23 protein-coding genes are annotated in these 21,995 nt (G+C 52.2%); 2 read left to right on the forward strand and 21 right to left on the reverse strand.

The genetic code is table 11. The features are described from left to right. Positions 1 to 45: 45 nt before the first annotated feature. The 18 genes from NBA72_RS13540 to pcoA all read right to left on the reverse strand — a co-directional run bounded on the left by NBA72_RS13540 (position 46) and on the right by pcoA (position 16,948). Positions 46 to 1,554 carry a UvrD-helicase domain-containing protein gene (locus NBA72_RS13540; RefSeq protein ID WP_006781413.1) on the reverse strand — a complete coding sequence of 503 codons (1,509 nt, stop codon included), beginning with the start codon at positions 1,552 to 1,554 and terminating at the stop codon, positions 46 to 48. Positions 1,555 to 1,682: 128 nt separating this feature from the next. After that, positions 1,683 to 2,366: an N-6 DNA methylase gene (locus NBA72_RS13545; protein WP_006781411.1), complete on the reverse strand. Its 684-nt coding sequence runs from the start codon at positions 2,364 to 2,366 to the stop codon at positions 1,683 to 1,685. 108 nt (positions 2,367 to 2,474) lie between these two features. Then, a complete protein-coding gene (locus NBA72_RS13550; protein ID WP_006781409.1) occupies positions 2,475 to 3,407 on the reverse strand; it encodes a DUF1281 domain-containing protein in 933 nt (310 codons plus the stop codon). A gap of 105 nt (positions 3,408 to 3,512) precedes the next feature. After that, the gene (locus NBA72_RS13555) at positions 3,513 to 4,499 is read right to left on the reverse strand and encodes an ArdC family protein (protein ID WP_006781408.1); all 987 of its coding nucleotides are present in this window, start codon (positions 4,497 to 4,499) and stop codon (positions 3,513 to 3,515) included. Between the two features lie 81 nt (positions 4,500 to 4,580). Then, a complete protein-coding gene (locus NBA72_RS13560; RefSeq protein WP_006781405.1) occupies positions 4,581 to 4,928 on the reverse strand; it encodes a hypothetical protein in 348 nt (115 codons plus the stop codon). A 67-nt stretch (positions 4,929 to 4,995) separates the two neighbouring features. Further along, complete coding sequence (locus NBA72_RS13565; RefSeq protein WP_006781404.1) at positions 4,996 to 5,598, reverse strand: DUF3085 domain-containing protein; 603 nt, start codon at positions 5,596 to 5,598, stop codon at positions 4,996 to 4,998. A 75-nt stretch (positions 5,599 to 5,673) separates the two neighbouring features. Then, entirely contained in the window at positions 5,674 to 6,321 is a 648-nt protein-coding gene (locus tag NBA72_RS13570; protein WP_006781402.1) for a hypothetical protein, read from the reverse strand. Positions 6,322 to 6,405: 84 nt separating this feature from the next. Further along, entirely contained in the window at positions 6,406 to 6,771 is a 366-nt protein-coding gene (locus NBA72_RS13575) for a hypothetical protein (protein ID WP_006781400.1), read from the reverse strand. 462 nt (positions 6,772 to 7,233) lie between these two features. Next, positions 7,234 to 7,602, reverse strand: a complete 369-nt coding sequence (locus NBA72_RS13580) for a hypothetical protein (protein ID WP_154283625.1) — start codon at positions 7,600 to 7,602, stop codon at positions 7,234 to 7,236. Positions 7,603 to 8,191: 589 nt separating this feature from the next. Beyond that, entirely contained in the window at positions 8,192 to 9,172 is a 981-nt protein-coding gene (locus NBA72_RS13585; RefSeq protein ID WP_020899206.1) for an IS5-like element ISKpn26 family transposase, read from the reverse strand. After that, positions 9,169 to 9,914 (reverse strand): IS1-like element IS1B family transposase gene (locus tag NBA72_RS13590; protein ID WP_223151193.1). Its coding sequence is split into 2 segments (ribosomal slippage): positions 9,169 to 9,665 and positions 9,665 to 9,914, totalling 747 coding nucleotides; the frame shifts between segments, so codons are not numbered across the junction. Before NBA72_RS13590 ends, NBA72_RS13585 begins: the two co-directional genes overlap by 4 nt. Before the next feature lie 184 nt (positions 9,915 to 10,098). Further along, a complete protein-coding gene (gene pcoE, locus NBA72_RS13595; RefSeq protein WP_004388336.1) occupies positions 10,099 to 10,533 on the reverse strand; it encodes a copper resistance system metallochaperone PcoE in 435 nt (144 codons plus the stop codon). Between the two features lie 215 nt (positions 10,534 to 10,748). Next, positions 10,749 to 12,149 carry a copper resistance membrane spanning protein PcoS gene (gene pcoS / locus NBA72_RS13600; protein WP_006785898.1) on the reverse strand — a complete coding sequence of 467 codons (1,401 nt, stop codon included), beginning with the start codon at positions 12,147 to 12,149 and terminating at the stop codon, positions 10,749 to 10,751. After that, positions 12,146 to 12,826, reverse strand: coding sequence for a copper response regulator transcription factor PcoR (gene pcoR, locus NBA72_RS13605; RefSeq protein WP_001188930.1), 681 nt, complete (start codon positions 12,824 to 12,826; stop codon positions 12,146 to 12,148). Before pcoR ends, pcoS begins: the two co-directional genes overlap by 4 nt. Before the next feature lie 54 nt (positions 12,827 to 12,880). Beyond that, entirely contained in the window at positions 12,881 to 13,759 is an 879-nt protein-coding gene (pcoD, locus tag NBA72_RS13610) for a copper resistance inner membrane protein PcoD (protein WP_229692861.1), read from the reverse strand. 55 nt (positions 13,760 to 13,814) lie between these two features. Then, positions 13,815 to 14,195 carry a copper resistance system metallochaperone PcoC gene (pcoC, locus tag NBA72_RS13615; RefSeq protein ID WP_000025662.1) on the reverse strand — a complete coding sequence of 127 codons (381 nt, stop codon included), beginning with the start codon at positions 14,193 to 14,195 and terminating at the stop codon, positions 13,815 to 13,817. 39 nt (positions 14,196 to 14,234) lie between these two features. Continuing rightward, complete coding sequence (gene pcoB, locus NBA72_RS13620; RefSeq protein ID WP_006785895.1) at positions 14,235 to 15,125, reverse strand: copper resistance outer membrane transporter PcoB; 891 nt, start codon at positions 15,123 to 15,125, stop codon at positions 14,235 to 14,237. Positions 15,126 to 15,130: 5 nt separating this feature from the next. Beyond that, a complete protein-coding gene (gene pcoA, locus NBA72_RS13625) occupies positions 15,131 to 16,948 on the reverse strand; it encodes a multicopper oxidase PcoA (protein WP_000925242.1) in 1,818 nt (605 codons plus the stop codon). A 233-nt stretch (positions 16,949 to 17,181) separates the two neighbouring features. Here pcoA and NBA72_RS13630 point away from each other — a divergent pair, with 233 nt between their 5' ends. Both NBA72_RS13630 and NBA72_RS13635 read left to right on the forward strand, forming a co-directional pair. Next, entirely contained in the window at positions 17,182 to 17,631 is a 450-nt protein-coding gene (locus NBA72_RS13630; RefSeq protein ID WP_001023257.1) for a copper resistance protein, read from the forward strand. 288 nt (positions 17,632 to 17,919) lie between these two features. Further along, positions 17,920 to 18,657 carry a peptidoglycan DD-metalloendopeptidase family protein gene (locus tag NBA72_RS13635; protein ID WP_042949231.1) on the forward strand — a complete coding sequence of 246 codons (738 nt, stop codon included), beginning with the start codon at positions 17,920 to 17,922 and terminating at the stop codon, positions 18,655 to 18,657. A gap of 33 nt (positions 18,658 to 18,690) precedes the next feature. On the opposite strand, the gene NBA72_RS13640 is transcribed toward NBA72_RS13635, so the two are convergent. From NBA72_RS13640 to NBA72_RS13650, 3 genes are all read right to left on the reverse strand, one after another. After that, the gene (locus tag NBA72_RS13640; RefSeq protein WP_000843497.1) at positions 18,691 to 18,888 is read right to left on the reverse strand and encodes a DUF2933 domain-containing protein; all 198 of its coding nucleotides are present in this window, start codon (positions 18,886 to 18,888) and stop codon (positions 18,691 to 18,693) included. 40 nt (positions 18,889 to 18,928) lie between these two features. Further along, the gene (gene silP, locus NBA72_RS13645; protein WP_129244003.1) at positions 18,929 to 21,400 is read right to left on the reverse strand and encodes an Ag(+)-translocating P-type ATPase SilP; all 2,472 of its coding nucleotides are present in this window, start codon (positions 21,398 to 21,400) and stop codon (positions 18,929 to 18,931) included. A gap of 97 nt (positions 21,401 to 21,497) precedes the next feature. Next, positions 21,498 to 21,938: a DUF411 domain-containing protein gene (locus NBA72_RS13650; protein WP_002436620.1), complete on the reverse strand. Its 441-nt coding sequence runs from the start codon at positions 21,936 to 21,938 to the stop codon at positions 21,498 to 21,500. Between the last annotated feature and the right edge of the window lie 57 nt (positions 21,939 to 21,995).

The raw sequence follows: 21,995 nt of genomic DNA on the forward strand, positions 1-21,995 counted from the left end.
TGCCCAGTGTTGTGACACTCCCCGCGCTTCACCATAAAAAACCAGTTACTCATTCTCAGAAGTTTTTCCCGTTTCTTCGTGGCTGTCGGCACTCTCTCCATTTCCGGACGGTACGGTTTCGTACGTCGTCTCGCGGTTTTTCCCGCCTTCATCGCTCAGCCAGCGCATCAACTCGTTAAGCACGAGCGTTCTTCTGGCCCGGGTGACAGCCACGTACAGCAGGTTGGTCTCATCCTGCCGCTCATCCTGCGAAAGAAGCGGGTCGGTAATGTCGGTAAAATCCTCACTCAGCATCACCACCGGCCATTCGAGCCCCTTGCTGCGGTGTGCGGTTGAAACCGTGACCTGAGCCTCTTTTTCATGAGTGACGACCTGACGGCGCATAATGGCCAGCTTTTGAGGGAGCGGGAAAAAGTCATCGAGCAGGCGAATAGCCTGGTTCATCTCCACGTCCTGCGTGGCTTTGGCTATCGAGCAGTACTCGTCAAAATCCCGGTAGTCCCGGCTGAAGCGCGGGGACTGCATCTTTTCAGGCATATCGGCGGAGAACCAGTACAGATCCTCAAGCTCTTCGGTCTTGTAGCCTTCAATCCCGCCGACCCAGAAGACCTTTTTCTCCATGAGACTTGCCGTTAAAGCACTCCCAATCACACCGGATACCGTCCGGCTCAGTACAGCAATGTGCTCAGTTCCCTCCGGAATTCGGGTCACCACACTGTCTTCCCCCCCGTTGCCTGTTACCTGTTTATCTTCACCGGCACGGTCCAGCAGGATGTTGGCCATACGCGCGACCTCAGGGCCAAAACGAAAACTCGCCGTCAGCCACAATTTGTCTGCCTGCGCCAGCTGAGGGGCATTGAGCGCGTTATCCGCCCCGCGAAAGCGGTAAATCTGCTGGTAGCGGTCGCCGACCAGGATGACCCGGCAGGGCTGATTCAGTACAAACGCACTGGTCACCGGGTTAGCGTCCTGCGCCTCATCGAAAAGGATGGTATCCCAGCGTGTTGATAAATCAGGATGTGAAAGCTGGAAAAGTTTAAGGTAGGTGTCGTGCGTGACGGGAAAGGTTGAATCAGTACGGCTCATTTCATACCAGAGGATTTGGATTGCCCCCAGAATTTTACCGGCATCGAGACCGTGGCGATCATCCTCAGACGGCAGATGTATCAGCCCCGGCTCAGTATCTGCACTGCAGAGGAACATGTTCAGCCCGCTTAGCGCCAGCCGCGCCAGCGGCCAGTGGCGGGTATTGAGCTTGCGGGCCACATCCGTAATGCGCAGACTGGCTGTCAGCCGGTCACGGAAATGCCTGCCGAAACGGGCCCATGCCAGCTGATGCGACGTTTTACACTCTACGTTATAGGGGAATTTGCGTTCAGCCTCATCCCGCACAGCGCGATTATAGGCAAGGTAAAGCATCTTACTTTCCGGGTTGGCTTCAGCGTAGTTCACTAACGTGGAGGTTTTGCCTGTGCCTGCAAACGCATTTACCACAAGATGATTACCCTTCCATTCGATGATGGCGTTTTGTTCGGCTGTTGTTTTCCAGGTCACTGTGTTCTCCCGCAGCAGCAGATGTGAAAAAAAACAGCCTGACAGCGGGAAGAGTTCACTACGATAAAAAACCAGATACCGTGCTTCAGAAATAAAAAACGCTCCCGGGCGGGAGCGTGTGGATGTGATTATGCCGCCTGCAAGTACCGTGGATCCAGACGAACAGGCCAGCCGCCGAGATAGTGCCCGGGGGTATAGAGTATCCGGCGTCGTTCATTCGCCAGGGTATTACCTACCACCACTTCGCCGGCAATCCCGCACAGGGACAGCTGTATGTAAGCCATTCCGGCCGCAAGCGGATCGATATCTGTCGCGGATACCCACAGATACCGGTGCGGTGGCCACCCCGCCTTTTGCAGAACATCAGCAAATGCCAGCACCATGCAGCCGGCACCGCACGCAGGTTCACTCAGGGTGATGAAGGGTTTGTCACGGAACAACGCTTCAGTGTCGCCCAGCTGCATGGCCGCCATCATTCTGGCCACGTCCCAGGGCGTGAAAAACTGCCCCCTGTATTTGTCACCCAGCTCCAGCTGCATAAAGACGCGGCCAAGGAAGTCCCCGGGCGCTTCACCCAGCCCGTTAACAACGTGGGCCAGCAGCTGCGCCATGCGCGTGACGTCCTCCTTTTCGTATCCACCGACTATACGCAGATACTTTTGCTCCTGCGCTTCACTGAAGTGAAGCCGGTTTTCCAGCGCGATGACGCTGCAGCTGATGAAGTCTTCAAACACTTTAAACCGGTGATGATACCGGGCCGTCTGACTGAACAACTTAACAAAGGCTTTTTCGTGGTTAATCATGCCAGGCATGCGTCTTCTCCATAAAAAAAGGGAACACGCACCCTGACCAGGGGACGTGTCCCCTGAGGGTAAAAAGCCACGGCATTGCCGTGGCTGGGTTAACGGAGGAACAGGCTTTTACCCCCGGACCTCACGATAAGATGCTGCTTCCTGAGTCGATAACGCCGGCTCATCGCTGACGAGATAAAGCACCTGACCGGGCTGAGACGCGCCGGCCGCACCTTTGTGTCCGTCGACATGTTCGCCGCCGTCATAGCAGTCGTAACCGCTGAGCCCGCTCACGGGCTCGCTGTAGCTGTGACGCACCTCGCAGTCAAATACCGCAGAAATTTCCCCGACAACCTCACCTGACGGCGGAAGCCAGGGCGTATCCATCTGCAGCGTAAGACTGTTTGGCGAATGCCGCTGCCAGTTGACATTGTGCCCGGCAGGCCACTCCATGCCGTACTGCCGGCAGTAGAGGCTGGTTGTGGTCGATACGCCTGACATCAGCCCTCCGGAACCGTTCAGCTCTGCTGCCAGCCGCGTAGGTATGACGGCCAGCATATCGCAGGGCTGGGAGCGTTCAGGATACTGGCTGAGCCGCTCCCAGGCAGTTGCGGCATCAGACTCATCGCCGGCGCTGACCAGACCAAACCAGTCGGTGTATTGCCTGGCAATCAGCTCCGCCATAACCTCACGTGCCGGGTCGGGAATATTCTCCCATTTCAGCGCGCCCAGACCTGACTGGTGATACAGCCGGTCAATGGCCCGGATGGTTTCCGCATCGAGGATGGCATCCTTCAGCAGGAGCGCCAGCCAGCTTTCAAACGCCTGATTGGCCGCAGTGGAAAGCCCTGTGCCTGCACGGACCAGCCCCTGACAGGGCGGATACGACGTTGTGCGCACCGGCTTGAGTATCCCCGCCGCGCCAGCCAGAAAAAGCTGTATGCTCTGCTGCACTGCGTGGCGGTGACGCGGTACGTCAGTTCCGTTTATCCACTGCAGCATGACATCAATGCAGACGGATTTACCGGTGATTTCCAGGCGGTTATGACACCATTCGGACATAGTGAATACTCCTCTTTCATAAAAAAAAGAGGACACAGCCCCGTGAGGAGCGGTGTCCTCACGGGAGGGCGACAGTTACGGAATAACCGCCACCGGATAAGTTAATTACGCCGCCACAGCCTGACTTTCAGGCAGTGCCAGTAGATATTCCGACGCTTCCCGGGCATGCCGGCAGGCGCGGAACAGGGCCTTTTTGTCAGATTTCAGCACCTTCAGCCAGTGGTCCACATAGCTGTCGTGCTGAACCTCACCGAATACCCCGAGTTGGGCACACAAAAACGCACTGCCCATTTCGGCGATGAGCTCCTCAAAGGCATACACCGGGTCCCCGAACTTGCGGGATGAGGAGGTTATCCCCTCCCGGTTAAGTCGCTTCGCATGACCGGTACTGTGTACCAGTTCATGCAGCAGCGTGGACCAGCAGTCCGCCTCCGTAAAAAACTGCTCAGCCACCGGCATCACAATTTCATCCGTCAGCGGACGGTAATAAGCCCGGTTCTGAGGCAGCATCCGGTGTTTAACCCCTGTGGCGTTAAACATCCGGATCACCCTGTTCATCACGTCCGGGCTGAGTATGCCGTCCTCATCCACCGTCGGCGGTTGCTCAGGTGAAGCCGCAACCTCTGCCGGCAACCCCTCACACTGCTCAGCGTTGAACAGCTGCAGGGGTTTAAGCATCGGCACGGTTTCCATCAGCGGTTTACCGTCACTGTCATAAAGGCGGTTGCCTTCGCGATCCTCCGCCTGCTTCGTCCAGTCCTTATAAACCACCGCCAGGGTGGCTTTCTCACCCTTACGCACCTGCCCGCCAGCCTGCTGCGCCTGCCGGTAAGTCATCCAGCGGTTATTGCGAAAACCCTGCTCTTCCGCTGACATCCAGAGAAGCAGGACATTCACGCCGCTGTAGTGACGTCCGGTTGTGGCATTTAGGGGCAGACCGGCCAGACCGATGCCGGCAGCCGCGCGCCACGGCTTACGCCAGGGCGCGACGCCGTTTTCCAGAGCGACAACAATGCGGTCGGTGATCTGACGATAAAGGTCAGTATGTTTTGCCGGACGGCGGGCCGCCTTGTGTGAAGTCGTTTTTTTCATGAGATATACCTTTAATCAGAGGCATACCCCTGCGCCGGCGGGCGCAGAGATACGCCCGTCGACGGGAAATTCAGAAGTCAGTTACCATGCGGCATAAAACCACAGGTATTCATGTTCAAAGTCAAAATCACTGAGCAGGCTTTCCAGCCTGTCACGCAGGGTGAAAACGTACTGCAGCCGGCGCTGAAGAAGCTGATTATCCTCATTCCCCTCTGTAAATGTCGCAATCGCACAGTCCAGCCTCTCTTTCAGTTGCTGAATATGCTCGCGTGACAGTTCCAGACAGGTCGCGTTTTCCACCTCACCGACATGCTTATCCACCCAGGTAATCAGTGAAAAATCGCGGCTCAGTTCATACACCGGATGATACGGTGCCGGTACTGCGACGATCTGCCTGTGCTGGCTGTAGAGAAAAATATCCAGTCCCATACGGGCCTCCTTCGGTTCAGAAAGAGGCAGGAACCTTTCCGGCAGGAAAAGTCCCTGCCGGGGTGAGTTAACGTCCGGTTATTCGCAGCGCCCCCTGCGGGGTCACCTGCGATAACCTGGCCTGCAGCCTGCCACAGGCGTTCAGAAAGGTTTGATGATCTTCAGGCTTCGCCCGCTTACAACTGATGAAGGCCGCCTGCTTTAGCAGACGCACGGCGTTTTCACGCCAGCGGCAGAGTTCATCAGGCCCGACACAGGCATTGAAGTGACAGACTGCACTCGCCAGAAGCTGATCGGCTTTCTGGCGGTACTGCGCGACTTTCACCCGGTCAGTCGCTGCGGTGAGCACCTGTATCTGTGTGTCGGTAATCAGGATCCTCAGGTCCGTCCTGCCGGACAGTACAGAGGTGGCTACCGCGTCGCTTATCGACAGTGATTCAATGAAATCATCGCCGCCGGCAAGCAGGCGTGCCGTGTCGTACCAGTCCTCATTTTTCTGAGGGTGACACCCTGTGGCATACGCAATACGCGGCACCGGATCGTTGCCCTGCCAGGCACCGGTGGCCGGCATAAGATAAACACCCTCATCCTTTGCCAGGTGAAGCTGACCTCCCTGCATGCGGGCGGCCAGCAGGACGTTCGTCAGGTCTTTGTTGTCGAAAAAAAGCATGGGGCTCTCCTTTAAAAACGGGAGAGCCGCCCCGTCCGGAGTGATCTCTCCCGACGGGGTTAAAGTCAGTACTGTTTACAGCGCGTCAGTTTTTTCCGCGACCCGCTTCAGTTCATACAGCTGAAATTCAGCCTCCGTAAACGCATTCCAGTCGTCGTTGCTCAGCACACGCTCACCACCGCAGAGCAGCTGCAGCAGCAGGGAATCAAACGCGTCACCACGCACCGGCGTTTTCAGTACCGGCTGAGGCGCGGTCAGCGTCGGCTGCTCAGGCAGGCCGAGATGTCGCTCAATCCAGCGTAACGGTAACGCCCAGCTGCGGCCTTCGTCAGAAGAATGTATCCGAAAGCTGCCCGGACACAGGTTATGCAGCAGGACCATCACAATGCGTGCAAAGAAATCGCAGGGCTGATGCTGAAAATCCAGCTCCTGGATACTCAGCGTATTGCGGTTGCGCTCACGCTCAATCGTCATGTTGACCGGCCAGACACTGCCGCCTGTGTCGCCACAAAACGCCATGACATCAGCAACCGGAAAGAGGTCAGCCGCGCGATTAAGCGACGGCAGATACGTATTCCCCGGACGCAGACGCACCGGCAGTTGCCAGAAAGTTTCTGTGACGGCCAGAACGAAAGCATGCCAGTGTCGCAACGGAACCGTGCTGACGTGCTCGATGGTGTAGACAACCGACATGGAAGCCGGCGAAGAAAACAGGTTTTTCATCGATAAATCCTCCGCGAATAAAAAAGGGGGGATTTATCCCCCGGACGGGAGTAAATCCCCGTCAGGGTGTGTTCTTTCTGCTGGTTACATCCGTTCGAGAGCCGCTATAGCCCGATCACACCGGGCATCCTGGATACCTTCATCCACGGCCTTCTCCCAGAAGGGCCGGTTAATTTCTTTTCCCAGCTCGTCCAGCGTGAAGAGCAAATTTTTAGACGTATCAGGCAAAGGCGGAATATCGCCTTCCCCGAGTAAAAAGACAAACCAGCCATAAGCTGTGCCGGTGCCAATGATGGAATCTTCCAGAAACGTCAGTTCATTCGGTTCATCCCGGTCCGTATGAAGATCGAGACGCTGGAATGCCCTTATGCTCAGAAGTTCACTCTCAAGCAGGCAAAGCCAGCTGAGCGTGTCCAGTGGAGTTTTAAGCGTATAAACGTCTGTGTGCATGGGTATATCCTCAGGTAAATAACGGGATATTCCCTCCGACGGAGAGATATCCCCGTCAGGGTCCACAACATTTTTTGACCGGCGTTCATCAACCGATCAGTTCAGTGCATATGAATCAGATTGCTCCTGATACACATATTCAGGATTAAAGCGCAGGCTTTTCAACGCAGCTACCGACAGTGGATCTACGGAATTTATGCCCGAAACGGCCACGCCATCCAGTATGTCGCCAGCCTCCACCCGGGGAGAATATCCGTAATACTGACACCATACACAGAGTTCGGGGTCAGCCGGATCACAATCACCGAGCGGTGCGACAAAAACCTGTTCGCCACAGGAGACGTTATCTCTGAGGATTTCGCCCGGATGAAAACACCACTTACGGGGCCATACTGAGCGGGACATACATCCCGTCGCGTCTCAGACATCGACAGAATACGGAAAGTGACATCGTGCAGTGCTTCAGTCATGAGAATGCCCTCCGGAAAGAAAACGGTAGCGCAGGTGTGCCAGATGCTGTGCCTGACGGCAAGCATGGCGGTATGCGTTTCGACGACCTGTTATTCCCTCAGGAAAGGAAACCGGCAGGCGGTGAAAAACATACTCGGCGCGGTGGCAACCTGTACGAACGGTAAGAAAGACGTTAACGCCCTGGTCTTTGACAGAAGTGATGTGCGCACGGACGGCATAATTGCCCGAACCGTTGACATACCAGCTGCTGTTGCGATGCAGATAAATGAAAGATTTCAATCTCCGGACAGCTGCGTCAGCAGACTGCTGAAGCTGAGTAAGGAGATGTTCAGGGAAAACCGCAAAAGAGATGACAGACATGGTGTTTCTCCATAAAAAAAGGAAACACCTGCCCGACCGGGAAGTGTTTCCCGTCGGGGAGTCAGAAAAAACAACATTCTGACTGTCTGATAAGTTGAAATGACCTCAATCACTGTTCAGCGATATCCGTTTCCAGAGGTTAAACGGATTTACCACCCGAAGGTATCCTCTCTCAGGCTGCGAGGATTTTCCGGTCACCCGAAGGTGTTTCTCTCAGACCGGTGAAACGTTAGCTGCTAGTCACCCGAAGGCGCTCCTCTCAGACTGCCGGAGCATTAGCTGGTTGCATGTAGCAACAAGTAAGCCTGTCTATTTTCAGAGCAAATAGTGAACATGTCAACTGACGAACTGGCACAATATTGTCATTAACTTTTTTTAATAACAGTCCCTAGCCTACGGCTAAGATTATTTATACATTTTCGCTGACTTATATCCTAACTAAGGAAGGTGCGAATAAGCAGGTCATTTCTTCCCAAGCTGACTCGCTGATTAAAATTTCGCGGATCTGGGCCGATTTTTTTCCCGCAAACACATCGAATCAGCCTATTTAGGCTATTTTTTCCACCATTTCTGGCGTTATTTCCGGTTTTTACTGAGATCTCTCCCACTGACGTATCATTTGGTCCACCCGAAACAGGTTGGCCAGGGTGAATAACATCGCCAGTTGGTTATCGTTTTTCAGCAGCCCCTTGTATCTGGCTTTCACGAAGCCGAACTGCCGCTTGATGATGCGAAACGGGTGCTCCCCCCTGGCACGGATGCTGGCTTTCATGTATTCGATGTTGATGGCCGTTTTGTTCTTGCGCGGATGCTGCTTCAAGGTTTTTACCCTGCCGGGACGCTCGGCGATCAGCCAGTCCACATCCACCTCGGCCAGCTCCTCGCGCTGTGGCGCTCCTTGGTAGCCGGCATCGGCTGAGACAAATTGCTCCTCTCCATGAAGCAGATTACCCAGCTGATTGAGGTCATGCTCGTTGGCCGCGGTGGTGACTAGGCTGTGGGTCAGGCCACTCTTGGCATCGACACCAATGTGGGCCTTCATGCCAAAGTGCCACTGATTGCCTTTCTTGGTCTGATGCATCTCCGGATCGCGTTGCTGCTCTTTGTTCTTGGTAGAGCTGGGTGCCTCAATGATGGTGGCATCCACCAAAGTGCCTTGGGTCATCATGACGCCTGCTTCGGCCAGCCAGCGATTGATGGTCTTGAACAATTGACGGGCCAGTTGATGCTGCTCGAGCAGGTGGCGGAAATTCATGATGGTGGTGCGATCCGGCAGGGCGCTATCCAGGGATAATCGGGCAAACAGGCGCATGGAGGCGATTTCGTACAGGGCATCTTCCATGGCACCGTCGCTCAGGTTGTACCAATGCTGCATGCAGTGAATACGCAGCATGGTCTCCAGCGGATAGGGCCGTCGGCCATTGCCCGCCTTGGGATAAAACGGCTCGATGACAGCGGTCATATTCTGCCATGGCAGAATCTGCTCCATGCGGGAGAGGAAAATCTCTTTTCGGGTCTGACGGCGCTTAGTGCTGAATTCACTATCGGCGAAGGTGAGTTGATGGCTCATGATGTCCCTCTGGGATGCGCTCCGGATGAATATGATGATCTCATATCAGGAACTTGTTCGCACCTTCCATAATGCCCGATGACTTTGTCATGCAGCTCCACCGATTTTGAGAACGACAGCGACTTCCGTCCCAGCCGTGCCAGGTGCTGCCTCAGATTCAGGTTATGCCGCTCAATTCGCTGCGTATATCGCTTGCTGATTACGTGCAGCTTTCCCTTCAGGCGGGATTCATACAGCGGCCAGCCATCCGTCATCCATATCACCACGTCAAAGGGTGACAGCAGGCTCATAAGACGCCCCAGCGTCGCCATAGTGCGTTCACCGAATACGTGCGCAACAACCGTCTTCCGGAGCCTGTCATACGCGTAAAACAGCCAGCGCTGGCGCGATTTAGCCCCGACGTATCCCCACTGTTCGTCCATTTCCGCGCAGACGATGACGTCACTGCCCGGCTGTATGCGCGAGGTTACCGACTGCGGCCTGAGTTTTTTAAATGGCGGAAAATCGTGTTGAGGCCAACGCCCATAATGCGGGCGGTTGCCCGGCATCCAACGCCATTCATGGCCATATCAATGATTTTCTGGTGCGTACCGGGTTGAGAAGCGGTGTAAGTGAACTGCAGTTGCCATGTTTTACGGCAGTGAGAGCAGAGATAGCGCTGATGTCCGGCAGTGCTTTTGCCGTTACGCACCACCCCGTCAGTAGCTGAACAGGAGGGACAGCTGATAGAAACAGAAGCCACTGGAGCACCTCAAAAACACCATCATACACTAAATCAGTAAGTTGGCAGCATCACCCGTTGGTCAGATGAATGCCATTCCCTTGACAGTTGAAAATTTATGAGAGAGTTAAAAAAACGCTCCCGGACGGGAGCGTAAGCCAGTGACTTCGGCGTCAAATGAGGGTCTAACAAGTGGAGCTGCGGGTTAATTCTGGGTGATCTGGCTGCGATGCTTTTCAGCCTGCTGCTGATGAATAACGGAAGATTGACCATTATTCGCCTTCTCATGCACAACAGCGGCTTTCTCATGCTCGTTCATTTCGGAAAATGATTTTGCTGTTTCGTTAGAAGCTGCTGGCTTGGATTTCATCATTTTTTTATGCATTTCAGCCATGTCCTGATGGGCAGCAGAATTGCCGTTTTGCATCATTTCATGGGACATTGCGGCCTGATCGTGACCGCTCATATCCATCATTTTCATGCTCTCCCCCTGAACTGCACTTTTTTCAGCGGATGATTGCATCTGATGGGCAGGCGCCTGGGCATTATTTACCTGGTCATGCATGTTCATTGTCTCTGCAGCCCAGGCAGATGAAGCGACAGCCATCATGGCAATAAAGGATACAAGGATCTTTTTCATGGTTGGGTCTCCGGTGTTTTCATACCCGAACAATCAATGCTTATAACAGAGAAAGCATTTGATCTCAGGGCTGGTTGATCATCATGCTAGGAACCGGGCGATTGAATTATCACGCTGTCCTGATTTATGGCTGATTATAAAAAACCGCCTCTGTTTATCGCGTGACTGAACGATGACATTTTTGTCACCTTCCGGGTTTCTCCTGAATAACGGTATTAATCCATTAACAGACGCACACTGAACACAATTTCCCGCCCCTGCTGTTCTGCTGACAGCTCGCCGCCGTGAGCATGAATGATCGACCTTGTAATTGATAATCCCAGCCCCGCGCCTTCCGTGTTGTAGAACCTTGATGAGTCTGCGCGATAGAACCGGTCAAACAAACGTTCCAGATTAGCGGGAACCTGGCCGGATATCGTATTCGTAATCATCACGTTCACACAGTCACTGTCACGCTCAAGGTGTATCGCTGTACAGGTGTTATCGGGAGAATACTTGATTGCATTGGAAAGCAGGTTACTGAAAGCACGTCGGAGCATATCGCTGTCTCCGGCAACAACGCCCTCTCCTTCAACCGTGATTGTCTTTCCTGTTTCGTCTGCCAGGGGCTCGAACAACTCACGTAATTCATTCAGTTCGGCTGCCAGATCCACATCATGTTTATCCAGCCGCAGCAGACCATGCTCTGAACGTGCCAGAAAAAGCATGTCACTGGTCATTCGTGACAACCTTTTCAGTTCTTCCAGGTTAGCGAATAAAATTTCGCGGTAATGCGAAACATCCCTTTCCTTAGCCAGTGCAAACTGCGTCTGCATCATCAGATTACTGACTGGTGTGCGCAGCTCATGCGCGATGTCAGACGAGAAATCTGACAGTTTCCGGAATGCCCCCTCCAGGCGATCAAACATATTATTGAACTCCTGCATGGTCTCAGAGATTTCCGGCGGAGCCAGATCGGGATTTAGACGCTGATCCAGGCTGTGTACGGTCATGGAGGAAGCCAGACTGGTCATTTCCCGTAGCGGTTTCAGACCAATACGTGTGGTCAGCCAGCCCAGAAAAACAGAAATAAAGACCAGACCGATATTGAACCAGAACAGCCAGGTACTGAGTTTGTCCATAAACAGGGTGTGATACCCAGTATCCGTGGCAACCGTAATGATGACATGTTTGCTTTTACCCTGTTCCGGCGTCACGGCAACCCGCCGCGAGATACTGCGGTACACGGTGTTATTTTCTTCCGTCTGGATCATATAGTCGAGAATATCACCCGACTTATTAAGCAGGACCGCTGGAACAACAGAATTTTTGGCATAGAGTTCAACAATTTTTTCATTTTCCATGTTTTTTATAGAAATGAATAAGCCATTGTGCCCCACCATCGCATCGTTTATTTTTTCTGATAATGACTTAATATCCGTTTTGTTCCTGAACGTCTCTGTTTTAAGAAACTCTTCGGTGAGCTGAAGTTTACCTGTCAGAAAATCGCGGTCCTGATTATCGAAATAGCCATTAAGGGTGCTAATCAGGATAAAACTTGATAACCACCATACCGTAAGCATCACCGCAGAAAAAATCAGGCTCAGGCGTGTGGTCAGGGAAATTTTGAACCTCACTCTTCTCTGATCTCCAGGACATATCCGGCACCGCGAACGGTATGGATCAGTTTTGGCTCAAAGTCATCATCAATTTTACTTCTCAGACGTCTCACGGCGACATCAATCACATTCGTATCACTGTCAAAATTCATGTTCCAGACCAGGGACGAGATAAGACTCCTGGGTAACACTTCTCCGGTGCGTTGCAGCAGCAACTCAAGCAGAACGTATTCTTTACCGGTGAGATGGATCTTCTTCCCCGAACGGATCACGGTCCGGCGCACCATATCAACGGTCATATCGGCGATGGTGCAGACTGTTGCGGCCTGCGAGCGTGCCCGGCGCAGTAGGGTTCTTACACGTGCAACCAGCTCCGTAAAATCAAAGGGCTTAATCAGGTAGTCATCTGCGCCAAGCTCCAGTCCTTTCACTTTGTCCCGCACGTTGTCCTTTGCGGTTAAAAACAGGACCGGTTCTTCGTGCCCGGACTCCCTCAGTGCGCTGATGATTTGCCACCCGTCGAGGAAAGGCAGCATCACGTCCAGTATTATCAAATCATACTGTCCCTTCGACGCGGCCCCGAGACCATCGCGGCCATTATTAAAGAGATCGGCCTGATAGCCTTCCTCAACCAGTCCCTGCTGCAGGTAACGACCTGTTTTTTGTTCGTCTTCAACGATTAAAATACGCTGCATGGTCAACTCGCTGATATGAAAGTAAAAATCTCACGCATGAGCTTTGGCTGTCCCCTAGCTGACCTGAGACGGAGCAAGCATTCCGAGCCACGCTACGGCGCCCAGAATGATAATCGCAACAACGAATTCTGTCAGGATGCTGTTTCGCATCAGGGCAACGCTGCGATCATAATTCCCTTCCCTGACCATAACTTCAAGCCGGGGACCCAGGTGAAACCGGTTTGCTGCAGCCAGAAGAAGCATCAGAACAAACAGAGCCGTCTTGGCAAGCAATATCCTCCCCCAGGAACTGTTGAATAAGGGAGTTAAGTTACCCTCAGCAATATACAGATAGTTGACCAGCGCACTCAGGATCAGGGCTACAACAATCACCGTTCCTGCCGTGGCAAATTTTGCCAGGGAGTCAGATATCACAATGACGCTCTGTGCATTATGCTCGTTTCTGCGCATCAGCAGGATAGCAAATGCAACCAGAGCACCTGTCCAGGCACCTGCAGCGCCGAGATGGGTCAGATCGCTCAGTAAATGGAGATAGTAATGCAGACCGTCATGCATAACGGCGTGTCCTCCCCAGGCAAGTGTAGCCAGCGCCACGCCCCCACTCATCGTCATCAGCAGGCAGGACAATACTCTCTTATTAGTGTAAAGGAACAAAGCACCGAGTGTGGTAAACAGGGCACAGAGCCTGACAATCCAGCTAATACCCACATCAGTTTCTTCTATCACCATCTCGATAACATGGATGGATAATTCTCTGAGGTCAGTTACTCCACTCATGGCATTAGATACCAGGAGCATATTAATGCCAGTAAGAATGATGCCTGTAACAACAGCAAAGGTTATAAACGACCTGAAATTAGTCAGGTTATAGGTTTCATGTCTGACACCGCTTATTCCATATATCTGAAAAAATGGCAATCCAAATATTACCATCAAATCCAGATAAAGAAGAAAACGAATAACAATCATAATCAGGTCGTTCATAATATTACTTCACTGTAAAGGTGTAATTACCGGTAATAGGGTGCGTATCTGAAGAAACCGCGCGCCAGTCAACACGATAAGTGCCAGCGGGTAAAGGCTCTCGCGGAATAATGACCATCGATTTAGGGTCAGCGCCTGGCGCCACTTTTGCCGCGACCGGCATCGGAGAATGTGATGACATGCCTTTCATACCCGTCATCGTTAATTTTGCACCTGAGAATTTCACGGTCAGATTTTCCGAGAAATTAAGCTGAATCTTTTCCGGGGCCGCTACGGCTGAATCAGCCTGTGGCACAGAGCTTTTTAATTCCGGATGGGCCATAGCAGAGAAAGCAACGCCCATAACGAGGCCACCTGTAAGAATGGCTTTATTTAAAATCGACATTTTATTTACCTGTTTAGTTGAGTGTTTTATATCAGTGCGTTAAAACCAGATTCTGGCTCCCGCCAGGAATACTACCTGATGGTCTTTCTCACCTTCTCTTTTCGCCATATCGGATGTTTTCCCGTAAAGTTGATTCCAGGAAACGCCTATATAGGGTGCAAACTCACGGCGTATTTCATAGCGCAGCCGGAGCCCCAGCTCTGTGTCAGTCAGTCCCCTGCCGCGACCCCGCGATTCATCATCCTGACTGTAGAAATTCACCTCATAGGATGGCTGGAGTATGAGCCGGTTAGTCAGTAAAACGTCGTATTCTCCTCCCAGACGAAGGGCTGCTTTTCCGCCATTACTGACAAAACCCGAAATTTCAGACTCAAAATTATAGAGTGCCAGCCCCTGAAAACCGACAGCAGCCCAGGTCCGGGCAGAAGCAGGTCTGAAATCCTGCCTGACACCCGCAACCAAATCCCACCATGGGCCAACCGCATGTCCCCAGAGTAACTGCGCTTCAGCCGCCTCCGTTTCCCCATTGCTTCGTTCACCTTCACTCTTTAGCCAAATCCGATCTGTGTCGCCTCCAATCCAGCTGTTAACACTCCAGCTGAAATTGTTGGTGTTATCCGACCGTTGCCATTCCAGTTGATCCAGCAGAACCAGATAATTAATCGCACTGTCGTGAATCGCATGCCCCTGTAAATTGCCGAATGCAGCCTTCCGGTCGGCATCGGTAACAGGCGGAATTGGCGTTCTGCTCTCAGTTACAATGGGCTCCATTGACGTCATCTCAGTGAAATTCTCATCTGCTGGCATCTGCATGGCAGACATGTCGTGCCCGGCGTGGGGATCTGCAGAGACGGAGCCCGCCGCAATAGAAAGCTGTGAGGTAAACAAACCGGCGACCAGAACAGGTATGGCCTTCAAATTTCTCTTCATTCGCATCATTCCTCCACCCGGACTTCACGAAACATTCCCATTTCCATGTGATAGAGCAAATGGCAGTGATACGCCCAGCGGCCAAGCGCATCTGCTGTCACTCTGTAACTGCGTTTTGTACCAGGGGGAACATCTATTGTGTGTTTACGAACCATGAAATTACCGTTTTCATCTTCCAGATCGCTCCACATACCATGCAGGTGAATGGGGTGAGTCATCATGGTATCGTTGATCAGCGTGATCCTGAGCCGCTCACCGTATTTCAGCAGCACCGGTGCGGCATCTGAAAACTTGATTCCGTTAAATGACCAGGCAAACTTTTCCATGTGGCCGGTTAAATGCAGTTCTATGGTACGGCCAGGTTCACGTCCGTCAGGATCCTCAAAGCGGCTTTTCAAATCCGCGTACGTGAGAACCTTTCTTCCGTTATTTCGAAGACCAATACCCGGATCATTTAATTTCGGAGAGACGCTCATCGCCTGCATATCAACCAGTGGGTTATCCGTTTCTGACGCAGGATGACTTTGCATACCCGGCATTCCGGCCATCCGGGAATGATCCATACCGGCCATGCTGCTGTGATCCATGGGCGCGGAGGATGTCCCGCTATCCGGAAGGTCAGCACCGTCCATAGACATCATCTCTCCGCTGTTATCCATGCCTCCCATCTGGCTGTGGTCCATTCCTGCCATATCATGTCCCATTCCCCCCATACCCATGTCTTCCATGGTCAACAGAGGACGGGGATCGAGGGGGGGAACGGCAGCACTTAACCCCTCTCTCGTGGCCAGTGTCCCTCGAGCGTAACCGGTCCTGTCCATGGATTGTGCGAAGATGGTATAGGCCTCACCCTGAGGCTCCACAATGACATCATAGGTTTCGGCAACGGCAATCCTGAATTCGTCAACGGTAACCGGGTTTACATACTGGCCATCTGCAGCCACGACCGTCATTTTCAGCCCGGGGATACGGATATCGAAATAGGTCATTGCCGAGCCGTTGATAAACCGTAAGCGTATCTTTTCACCGGGACGGAACAGTCCGGTCCAGTTTTTCAGCGGGGCCTGCCCGTTCATGAGATAGGTGTAGGTGTAGCCACTGACATCCGCGAGGTCAGTCGGATTCATTTTCATTTCAGCCCACATTTTCCGATCGGCAATGGTGGCTGACAGCCCCCTGGTATTCACGTCGCGGAAAAAAGAGCCAACGGTTGGTTTATTGAAATTGTAGTAATCCGACTGTTTTTTTAATTTTTTCAGCAGGCTGTGAGGATTTTCATCGGTCCAGTCAGACAACATGACCACATGCTCACGATCGTAAGCAAACGGTTCTGGCTCCCTGGCATCGATGATAATGGCACCGTATACCCCCTCCTGTTCCTGCAGACCGGAATGGCTGTGGTACCAGTAAGTCCCGTTCTGCTTAACCTTAAAGGTGTAAACGTAGGTATCATCAGGCTCTATGCCCATAAAACTCAGCCCCGGAACACCATCCATATTGGCCGGAAGAATAATGCCGTGCCAGTGAATGGACGTCTGTTCATTAAGACGGTTTTTGACCTTCAGGGTAATGGTGTCACCTTCTTTCCAGCGAAGAACGGGCCCCGGCAGGCCTCCATTGATTGTTTTGGCCTGACGCTCACTGCCCGTGATATTGACGGCCGTTTCACCAATGGTCAGGTCAAACTGAGTACCCTGCAGGGATGCGGCAACTGGCAGGCTCAGACTGGAACGCGCATTGAAACTCCATACGCCAAGACTTCCGGCTACGCCAGAGAGGGTTAACCCCTTCAGGAAAGTTCGTCGAGACGTTTTCAACAGCATGCGCATTCCCTTATTTAAAGTATGGTTACTGACAGAATTCGAGAACCGATTTAAATTAAATTACTGGTTCATCCACTACAATGAAATGAATCTAGCACACCTTAAGAAACAAATTCATTACAATCGTGTAATGTACATAGCTGTATTACATTTACGTCATCTTCCCCACAGGTTGATTATTTTTATATATGATCATAAGGACATCTTTTATGTACCTCAGAAGGTAATTACACATGAATATATTAATCACGACCACTGCGTTTACAGCTTTATTTTGTGGGGCAGCTTTTGCTCAGTCCAGTGATATTGCCCATGAAGCACATCGATTTGTTAATAATGCCTCAGCCGTCAGTCATGTGAATTCCTCGACGCATGAAAACTTACCGGACAGGGTTAATAAAAACAACACGCCCTCATTCTCTGAAATGAATGAACATGAAAGGGCCATTGTTGCTCATTCATTTATGAACAACAGCGCGTCCTATGCGCATCAGAAAATGATTGAGGAACATAAAAAAATGCTGTCCGGCAGTGATGCAAATTCAAAGACCTCGTCTTCTTCTTTTAACGAACTGAATGCCGGAGAAAAAGCCGCTCTCGTGCATGAGCAGGTCAATAATGCCGGTGCGGAAGCACATCAGACGCAGGCAAGAAAGCTTCGCGGGCTGTATTCGACCAGGTAACTGCAGGCGGGTTAGTGCTTAGCGTCAGGTGCGCAGCAGGGCTTTACTGACGGGTTACGTAGCAGGACATGAGCCCCATATTGCTCTGCCGTAACCTGTTTCAGTCCCGTTAATCATCACCGTCGGGCTGGTCATACAGTTCCCAGAGCTTCAGGAGCAAACGGGAAACAAGATATGTTACAAAAATGACGACCATCAACGGTGCTCCCGATTAACTGACAGATGACACGCCTCCTGAAAACCCCTAGCATACGCCGCAGTGTTCATGCTAACGGCGAATTCCAGTAAATGTATTCTACCGATGTCGTAAAAGAAAATGCCTACCTTTCAGCCACCCGCTCGGGGCTGGAATCGAACGAGATCGCTACTCTTCAGCGCTCCTTGCCTTCCCGGTTTAATCTGCGGCATTTGAAAAAAAATGAATCATTAAAACTCGTACTGCAAAAGAAAGCGGGAAAATCACGTGTCGTGGCCTATAAATTTACGTCCGGTTCATTTAATTACACGGCGTATCGTATATCAGATAAAAAGTTCTATAACCTTTCCGATACTTCCGGGAAAGGCAGTCTCGATTATCCGTTACCGGCCACAGCAAGACTCAGTTCGCCTTTCAATCCTGCAAGACTTAACCCGGTATCGGGAAAAGTGAGTCCCCATAATGGCATTGATTATTCCATGCCCATGAACACGAAAATAGTCAGCGTCATCGACGGAAAAATCACCCGGGCCGAATACAACAGTACCATGGGATATTTTGTTGAAGTAACGGGAAAAGCCGGTGTTAAAACTCGCTATCTCCACCTCAATAAAATACTCGTTACTAAAGGGGCCAGGGTTACCCGGGGAGACGTTATTGCGTTATCCGGTAACAGCGGACGTTCATCCGGTCCTCATCTGCATTACGAGCTGGTCATCAATAACAATCCTGTTAACTCACTGGCGTTCCGGGCAGCGGCACCCGCTGATAACAAACTTGAACAGCATGCCTTTGCGCATGCCAGAGACTACGAACGATACCTGGACTGATAACGGGGCCGCGACGCGGCCCCGTCTGCCGGATTAATTTTTTTTATCGTTTTCACTTCCTTGATGTTGATGATCTCCATGCCCTCCGTGGCCGTGGAAAAGATGCATTAGCGGGCAGACCAGCAATAACAGATATGGCCAGTAACCTGCCACATGTGACCAGTGTTCGCGCAGGAGGGCAAATGCCGCGATCGCGGCGACAGCAATAAGCGCATAGGTGGTACTTTTCATACTGGACTCCTTCTGTTCGTAACAGCCCCTTCACTCAGTGTTATTTCCCGAGCCTGACACTTTTCAGACGCAACGCATTCACAATGACGCTGACGGAGGAAAGAGCCATGGCCGCCGCCGCAATAACTGGCGACAGCAGTATTCCATACACAGGATAAAGCAGACCTGCAGCCACAGGCACGCCAAGTGCGTTGTAGATAAATGCAAAAAACAGATTCTGTCGGATATTTTTCATGGTGATTTCTGACAGATGACGGGCCCTGTTCAGTATCATCAAGTCGCCTTTGAGAAGGGTGACTCCGGCACTTTCAATTGCCACATCTGTACCCGTTCCCATGGCTATACCCACGTCAGCCGCTGCCAGCGCCGGGGCATCATTCACACCGTCTCCGGCCATCGCAACCACATGGCCAGACGCTTTCAGTCGGGTTATCACTGCTTTTTTGCCATCCGGCAGAATCCCGGCTTCAACCTCATCTATTCCCAGTTTCCGTGCGACTGCTTCAGCGGTAAGCTGGTTATCCCCGGTGAGCATAACGATGCGGATCCCCGCCTGACGCAAAGCTTTAAGCGCATCCGGCGTGGTTGCTTTCACGGGATCCGAGATAGCTATCAGGCCTGCAAGGTGCCCGTCTGTGGCCACATAGATAACGGTAGCGCCTTCCATCCGCAACGTATCCGCAACGGCCTTTTGATTATCAATAACGATACTGTTTTCCTGCATAGCCAGTTCATTACCAATAACAACCCGTTGACCTTCGACATCGCCTGAGACACCTTTACCCGACGGCGCATTGAAATGAGTGACTGCGGGTATTGCGATCCCCTTTTCCTGTGCTGCTTTAACTACTGCCATACCCAGCGGATGCTGCGAGCCTTTTTCCACTGCGGCCGTTACACGCAAAAGAGATGTTTCCCCACCCGGATTGAGACTGATAATCCCTGTCACCGTCGGCGAACCTTCCGTGAGCGTGCCTGTTTTGTCGACAACCAGCGTGTCCACTTTTTCAAGACGCTCAAGGGCTTCGGCATTCTTGATTAACACCCCGGCCTGGGCTCCTTTGCCCACCCCCACCATTATCGACATCGGCGTGGCCAGCCCCAGCGCGCAGGGACAGGCAATAATCAGGACCGACACAGCCGCAATGAGACCGTGCGCCATCCTGGGCTCGGGCCCCCAGACAGACCAGATCATGAAAGCAACAACCGCGATAAGTATCACCAGAGGAACAAACCAGCCTGAAACGCTGTCAGCCATTCTCTGGATGGGGGCCCGCGAACGCTGTGCATCAGCGACCATCTGAACAATTCGTGAGAGCATCGTTTCATCACCGACTTTCTCTGCACGGATGATAAGACTACCTGTCTGATTAATGGTCCCCCCGATGACAGGGTCACCCTCCGTTTTGGTAACAGGCATAGATTCCCCGGTCACCATCGATTCATCAACGGTTGTTTTGCCTTCGACCACGATACCGTCGACCGGAATACTCTCTCCAGGTCTGATGCGGAGCTTATCGCCAGGCAGGACATCTTCCGCATTAATATCCGTTTCATGACCGTCTTGATCCAGCCGCCTGGCGGTTTTGGGGGCAAGGTTAAGAAGCGCAGTAATGGCACCTGAGGTTTGTTCCCTTGCCCGCAATTCAAGGACCTGTCCCAGCAGAACAAGCACCGTAATAACAGCTGCGGCTTCAAAATAAATGGCCACCAGGCCATCCATGTTTCTGAACGATGCAGGAAACCAGGAGGGGAAGACGGTTGCAATGACGCTGTAAACCCAGGCTACGCCGGTCCCCATTGCAACAAGGGTAAACATATTCAGGGAGCGGTTACGTAACGACATTCCGGCCCGGGCGAAGAATGGCCAGCCACACCACAAAACGACAGGAGAGGCCAGAAGTAACTGCAGCCATGTGTTGTACTGTGGCGGTACTGTATTCCTCAAAGCGGGAAACAGATGAGAACCCATTTCGAGTATCAGAACCGGAAACGCCAGCAACAACCCCAGCCAGAAGCGTCTTGTCATGTCGCGAAGTTCATCACTCGTCCCCGTGGATGCCGTAGCTACGAGCGGCTCCAGTGCCATTCCACAGACAGGACAGCTTCCGGGACCACTACGGCGTATCTCCGGATGCATCGGACATGTCCACACACCTTCAGAAATCTCTTTCTCCGCCTGGCGGTGAGACTGTTTTATCTTATCAGGGCTGACTTCATGGTGGTCGTGGTGATGGTGATGTTCACTGGCATCTTCGGTAAAATAATGATCGGGATGGGCTTTAAATTTGCTCTCACAGCTGGCGGAGCAGAAATAAAGCTGATGGTCCTGGTATCGAATGCTGCTGTGCGCCTTGTCAGGCAGGATGACCATCCCGCACACGGGATCTCTCACCTTATGCAATGCGTGACTCTCGTCCGGGGATGATGTCTGCTCAGAAGCAGTCTGGTTGTTATGTTCCACTGCATTGTCATTTTTCACAGTAACTCTCCTTATGCATATCTGAAGCATTTTCTGTCTTCAGGATATGTCATGGATGCGATTACCACGAATGCCGCCGGCATAAGAGTGCCTGCTGCCGGCGTCCCGTTATCAGCCGTTCCGCTGACTATTCGATTCGCTGGAAGACTTTTTTACTGCCCTCCGGTGAGAATGCGATAACATCGTAAGCCTCTTTTCGGGCCCCCATCTCCATTCCCGGACTTCCTGCTGGCATACCGGGGGTGGCGAGACCGTATATACCCGAACCAGACTGCATGGCCTTATGTATCGTTGCCGCAGGCACATGGCCTTCAATGATCAAATTACCTACAACCGCGGTATGACAACTTCGTAGTCCAGCAGGAACAGCATGCTTTTCTTTCAGGGCTGACAGCGCCTGATCATTCATGACGTGAGTTCGCACTTCGAACCCGTCTTTTTCCATCGCTTTGCCCCACAGGGAACAACAGCCACAGTTTTCAGATTTGTACATATCAATGACTTTTTCACTCGCCATTGCAGGCAGTGACAGGCCGAGAGCCAGGGCCATTAGAACCACTTTTTTCATACTCACCTCTGTATATTATCGATATAAACCCTGACGTCAGGGTGAATCAGTGCAGAA

This window comes from Salmonella sp. NW1250, assembly GCF_051812965.1.
Classification (GTDB): Bacteria; Pseudomonadota; Gammaproteobacteria; order Enterobacterales; family Enterobacteriaceae; genus Salmonella; species Salmonella enterica.

What these genes read in the sequence shown, in the direction of transcription:
- NBA72_RS13565 (WP_006781404.1), bottom strand. Translation starts at nt 5,598, where the DNA reads ATGCTTTTTTTCGACAACAAAGACCTGACGAACGTCCTGCTGGCCGCC.
- pcoD (WP_229692861.1), bottom strand. Translation starts at nt 13,759, where the DNA reads ATGGTAATATTTGGATTGCCATTTTTTCAGATATATGGAATAAGCGGT.
- NBA72_RS13570 (WP_006781402.1), bottom strand. Translation starts at nt 6,321, where the DNA reads ATGAAAAACCTGTTTTCTTCGCCGGCTTCCATGTCGGTTGTCTACACC.
- NBA72_RS13550 (WP_006781409.1), bottom strand. Translation starts at nt 3,407, where the DNA reads ATGTCCGAATGGTGTCATAACCGCCTGGAAATCACCGGTAAATCCGTC.
- NBA72_RS13580 (WP_154283625.1), bottom strand. Translation starts at nt 7,602, where the DNA reads ATGTCTGTCATCTCTTTTGCGGTTTTCCCTGAACATCTCCTTACTCAG.
- NBA72_RS13650 (WP_002436620.1), bottom strand. Translation starts at nt 21,938, where the DNA reads ATGAAAAAAGTGGTTCTAATGGCCCTGGCTCTCGGCCTGTCACTGCCT.
- NBA72_RS13555 (WP_006781408.1), bottom strand. Translation starts at nt 4,499, where the DNA reads ATGAAAAAAACGACTTCACACAAGGCGGCCCGCCGTCCGGCAAAACAT.
- pcoE (WP_004388336.1), bottom strand. Translation starts at nt 10,533, where the DNA reads ATGAAAAAGATCCTTGTATCCTTTATTGCCATGATGGCTGTCGCTTCA.
- NBA72_RS13560 (WP_006781405.1), bottom strand. Translation starts at nt 4,928, where the DNA reads ATGGGACTGGATATTTTTCTCTACAGCCAGCACAGGCAGATCGTCGCA.
- NBA72_RS13545 (WP_006781411.1), bottom strand. Translation starts at nt 2,366, where the DNA reads ATGCCTGGCATGATTAACCACGAAAAAGCCTTTGTTAAGTTGTTCAGT.
- pcoA (WP_000925242.1), bottom strand. Translation starts at nt 16,948, where the DNA reads ATGCTGTTGAAAACGTCTCGACGAACTTTCCTGAAGGGGTTAACCCTC.
- pcoB (WP_006785895.1), bottom strand. Translation starts at nt 15,125, where the DNA reads ATGAAGAGAAATTTGAAGGCCATACCTGTTCTGGTCGCCGGTTTGTTT.
- pcoR (WP_001188930.1), bottom strand. Translation starts at nt 12,826, where the DNA reads ATGCAGCGTATTTTAATCGTTGAAGACGAACAAAAAACAGGTCGTTAC.
- silP (WP_129244003.1), bottom strand. Translation starts at nt 21,400, where the DNA reads ATGCTTCAGATATGCATAAGGAGAGTTACTGTGAAAAATGACAATGCA.
- NBA72_RS13585 (WP_020899206.1), bottom strand. Translation starts at nt 9,172, where the DNA reads ATGAGCCATCAACTCACCTTCGCCGATAGTGAATTCAGCACTAAGCGC.
- NBA72_RS13575 (WP_006781400.1), bottom strand. Translation starts at nt 6,771, where the DNA reads ATGCACACAGACGTTTATACGCTTAAAACTCCACTGGACACGCTCAGC.
- pcoC (WP_000025662.1), bottom strand. Translation starts at nt 14,195, where the DNA reads ATGTCGATTTTAAATAAAGCCATTCTTACAGGTGGCCTCGTTATGGGC.
- NBA72_RS13640 (WP_000843497.1), bottom strand. Translation starts at nt 18,888, where the DNA reads ATGAAAAGTACCACCTATGCGCTTATTGCTGTCGCCGCGATCGCGGCA.
- NBA72_RS13635 (WP_042949231.1), top strand. Translation starts at nt 17,920, where the DNA reads ATGTATTCTACCGATGTCGTAAAAGAAAATGCCTACCTTTCAGCCACC.
- NBA72_RS13630 (WP_001023257.1), top strand. Translation starts at nt 17,182, where the DNA reads ATGAATATATTAATCACGACCACTGCGTTTACAGCTTTATTTTGTGGG.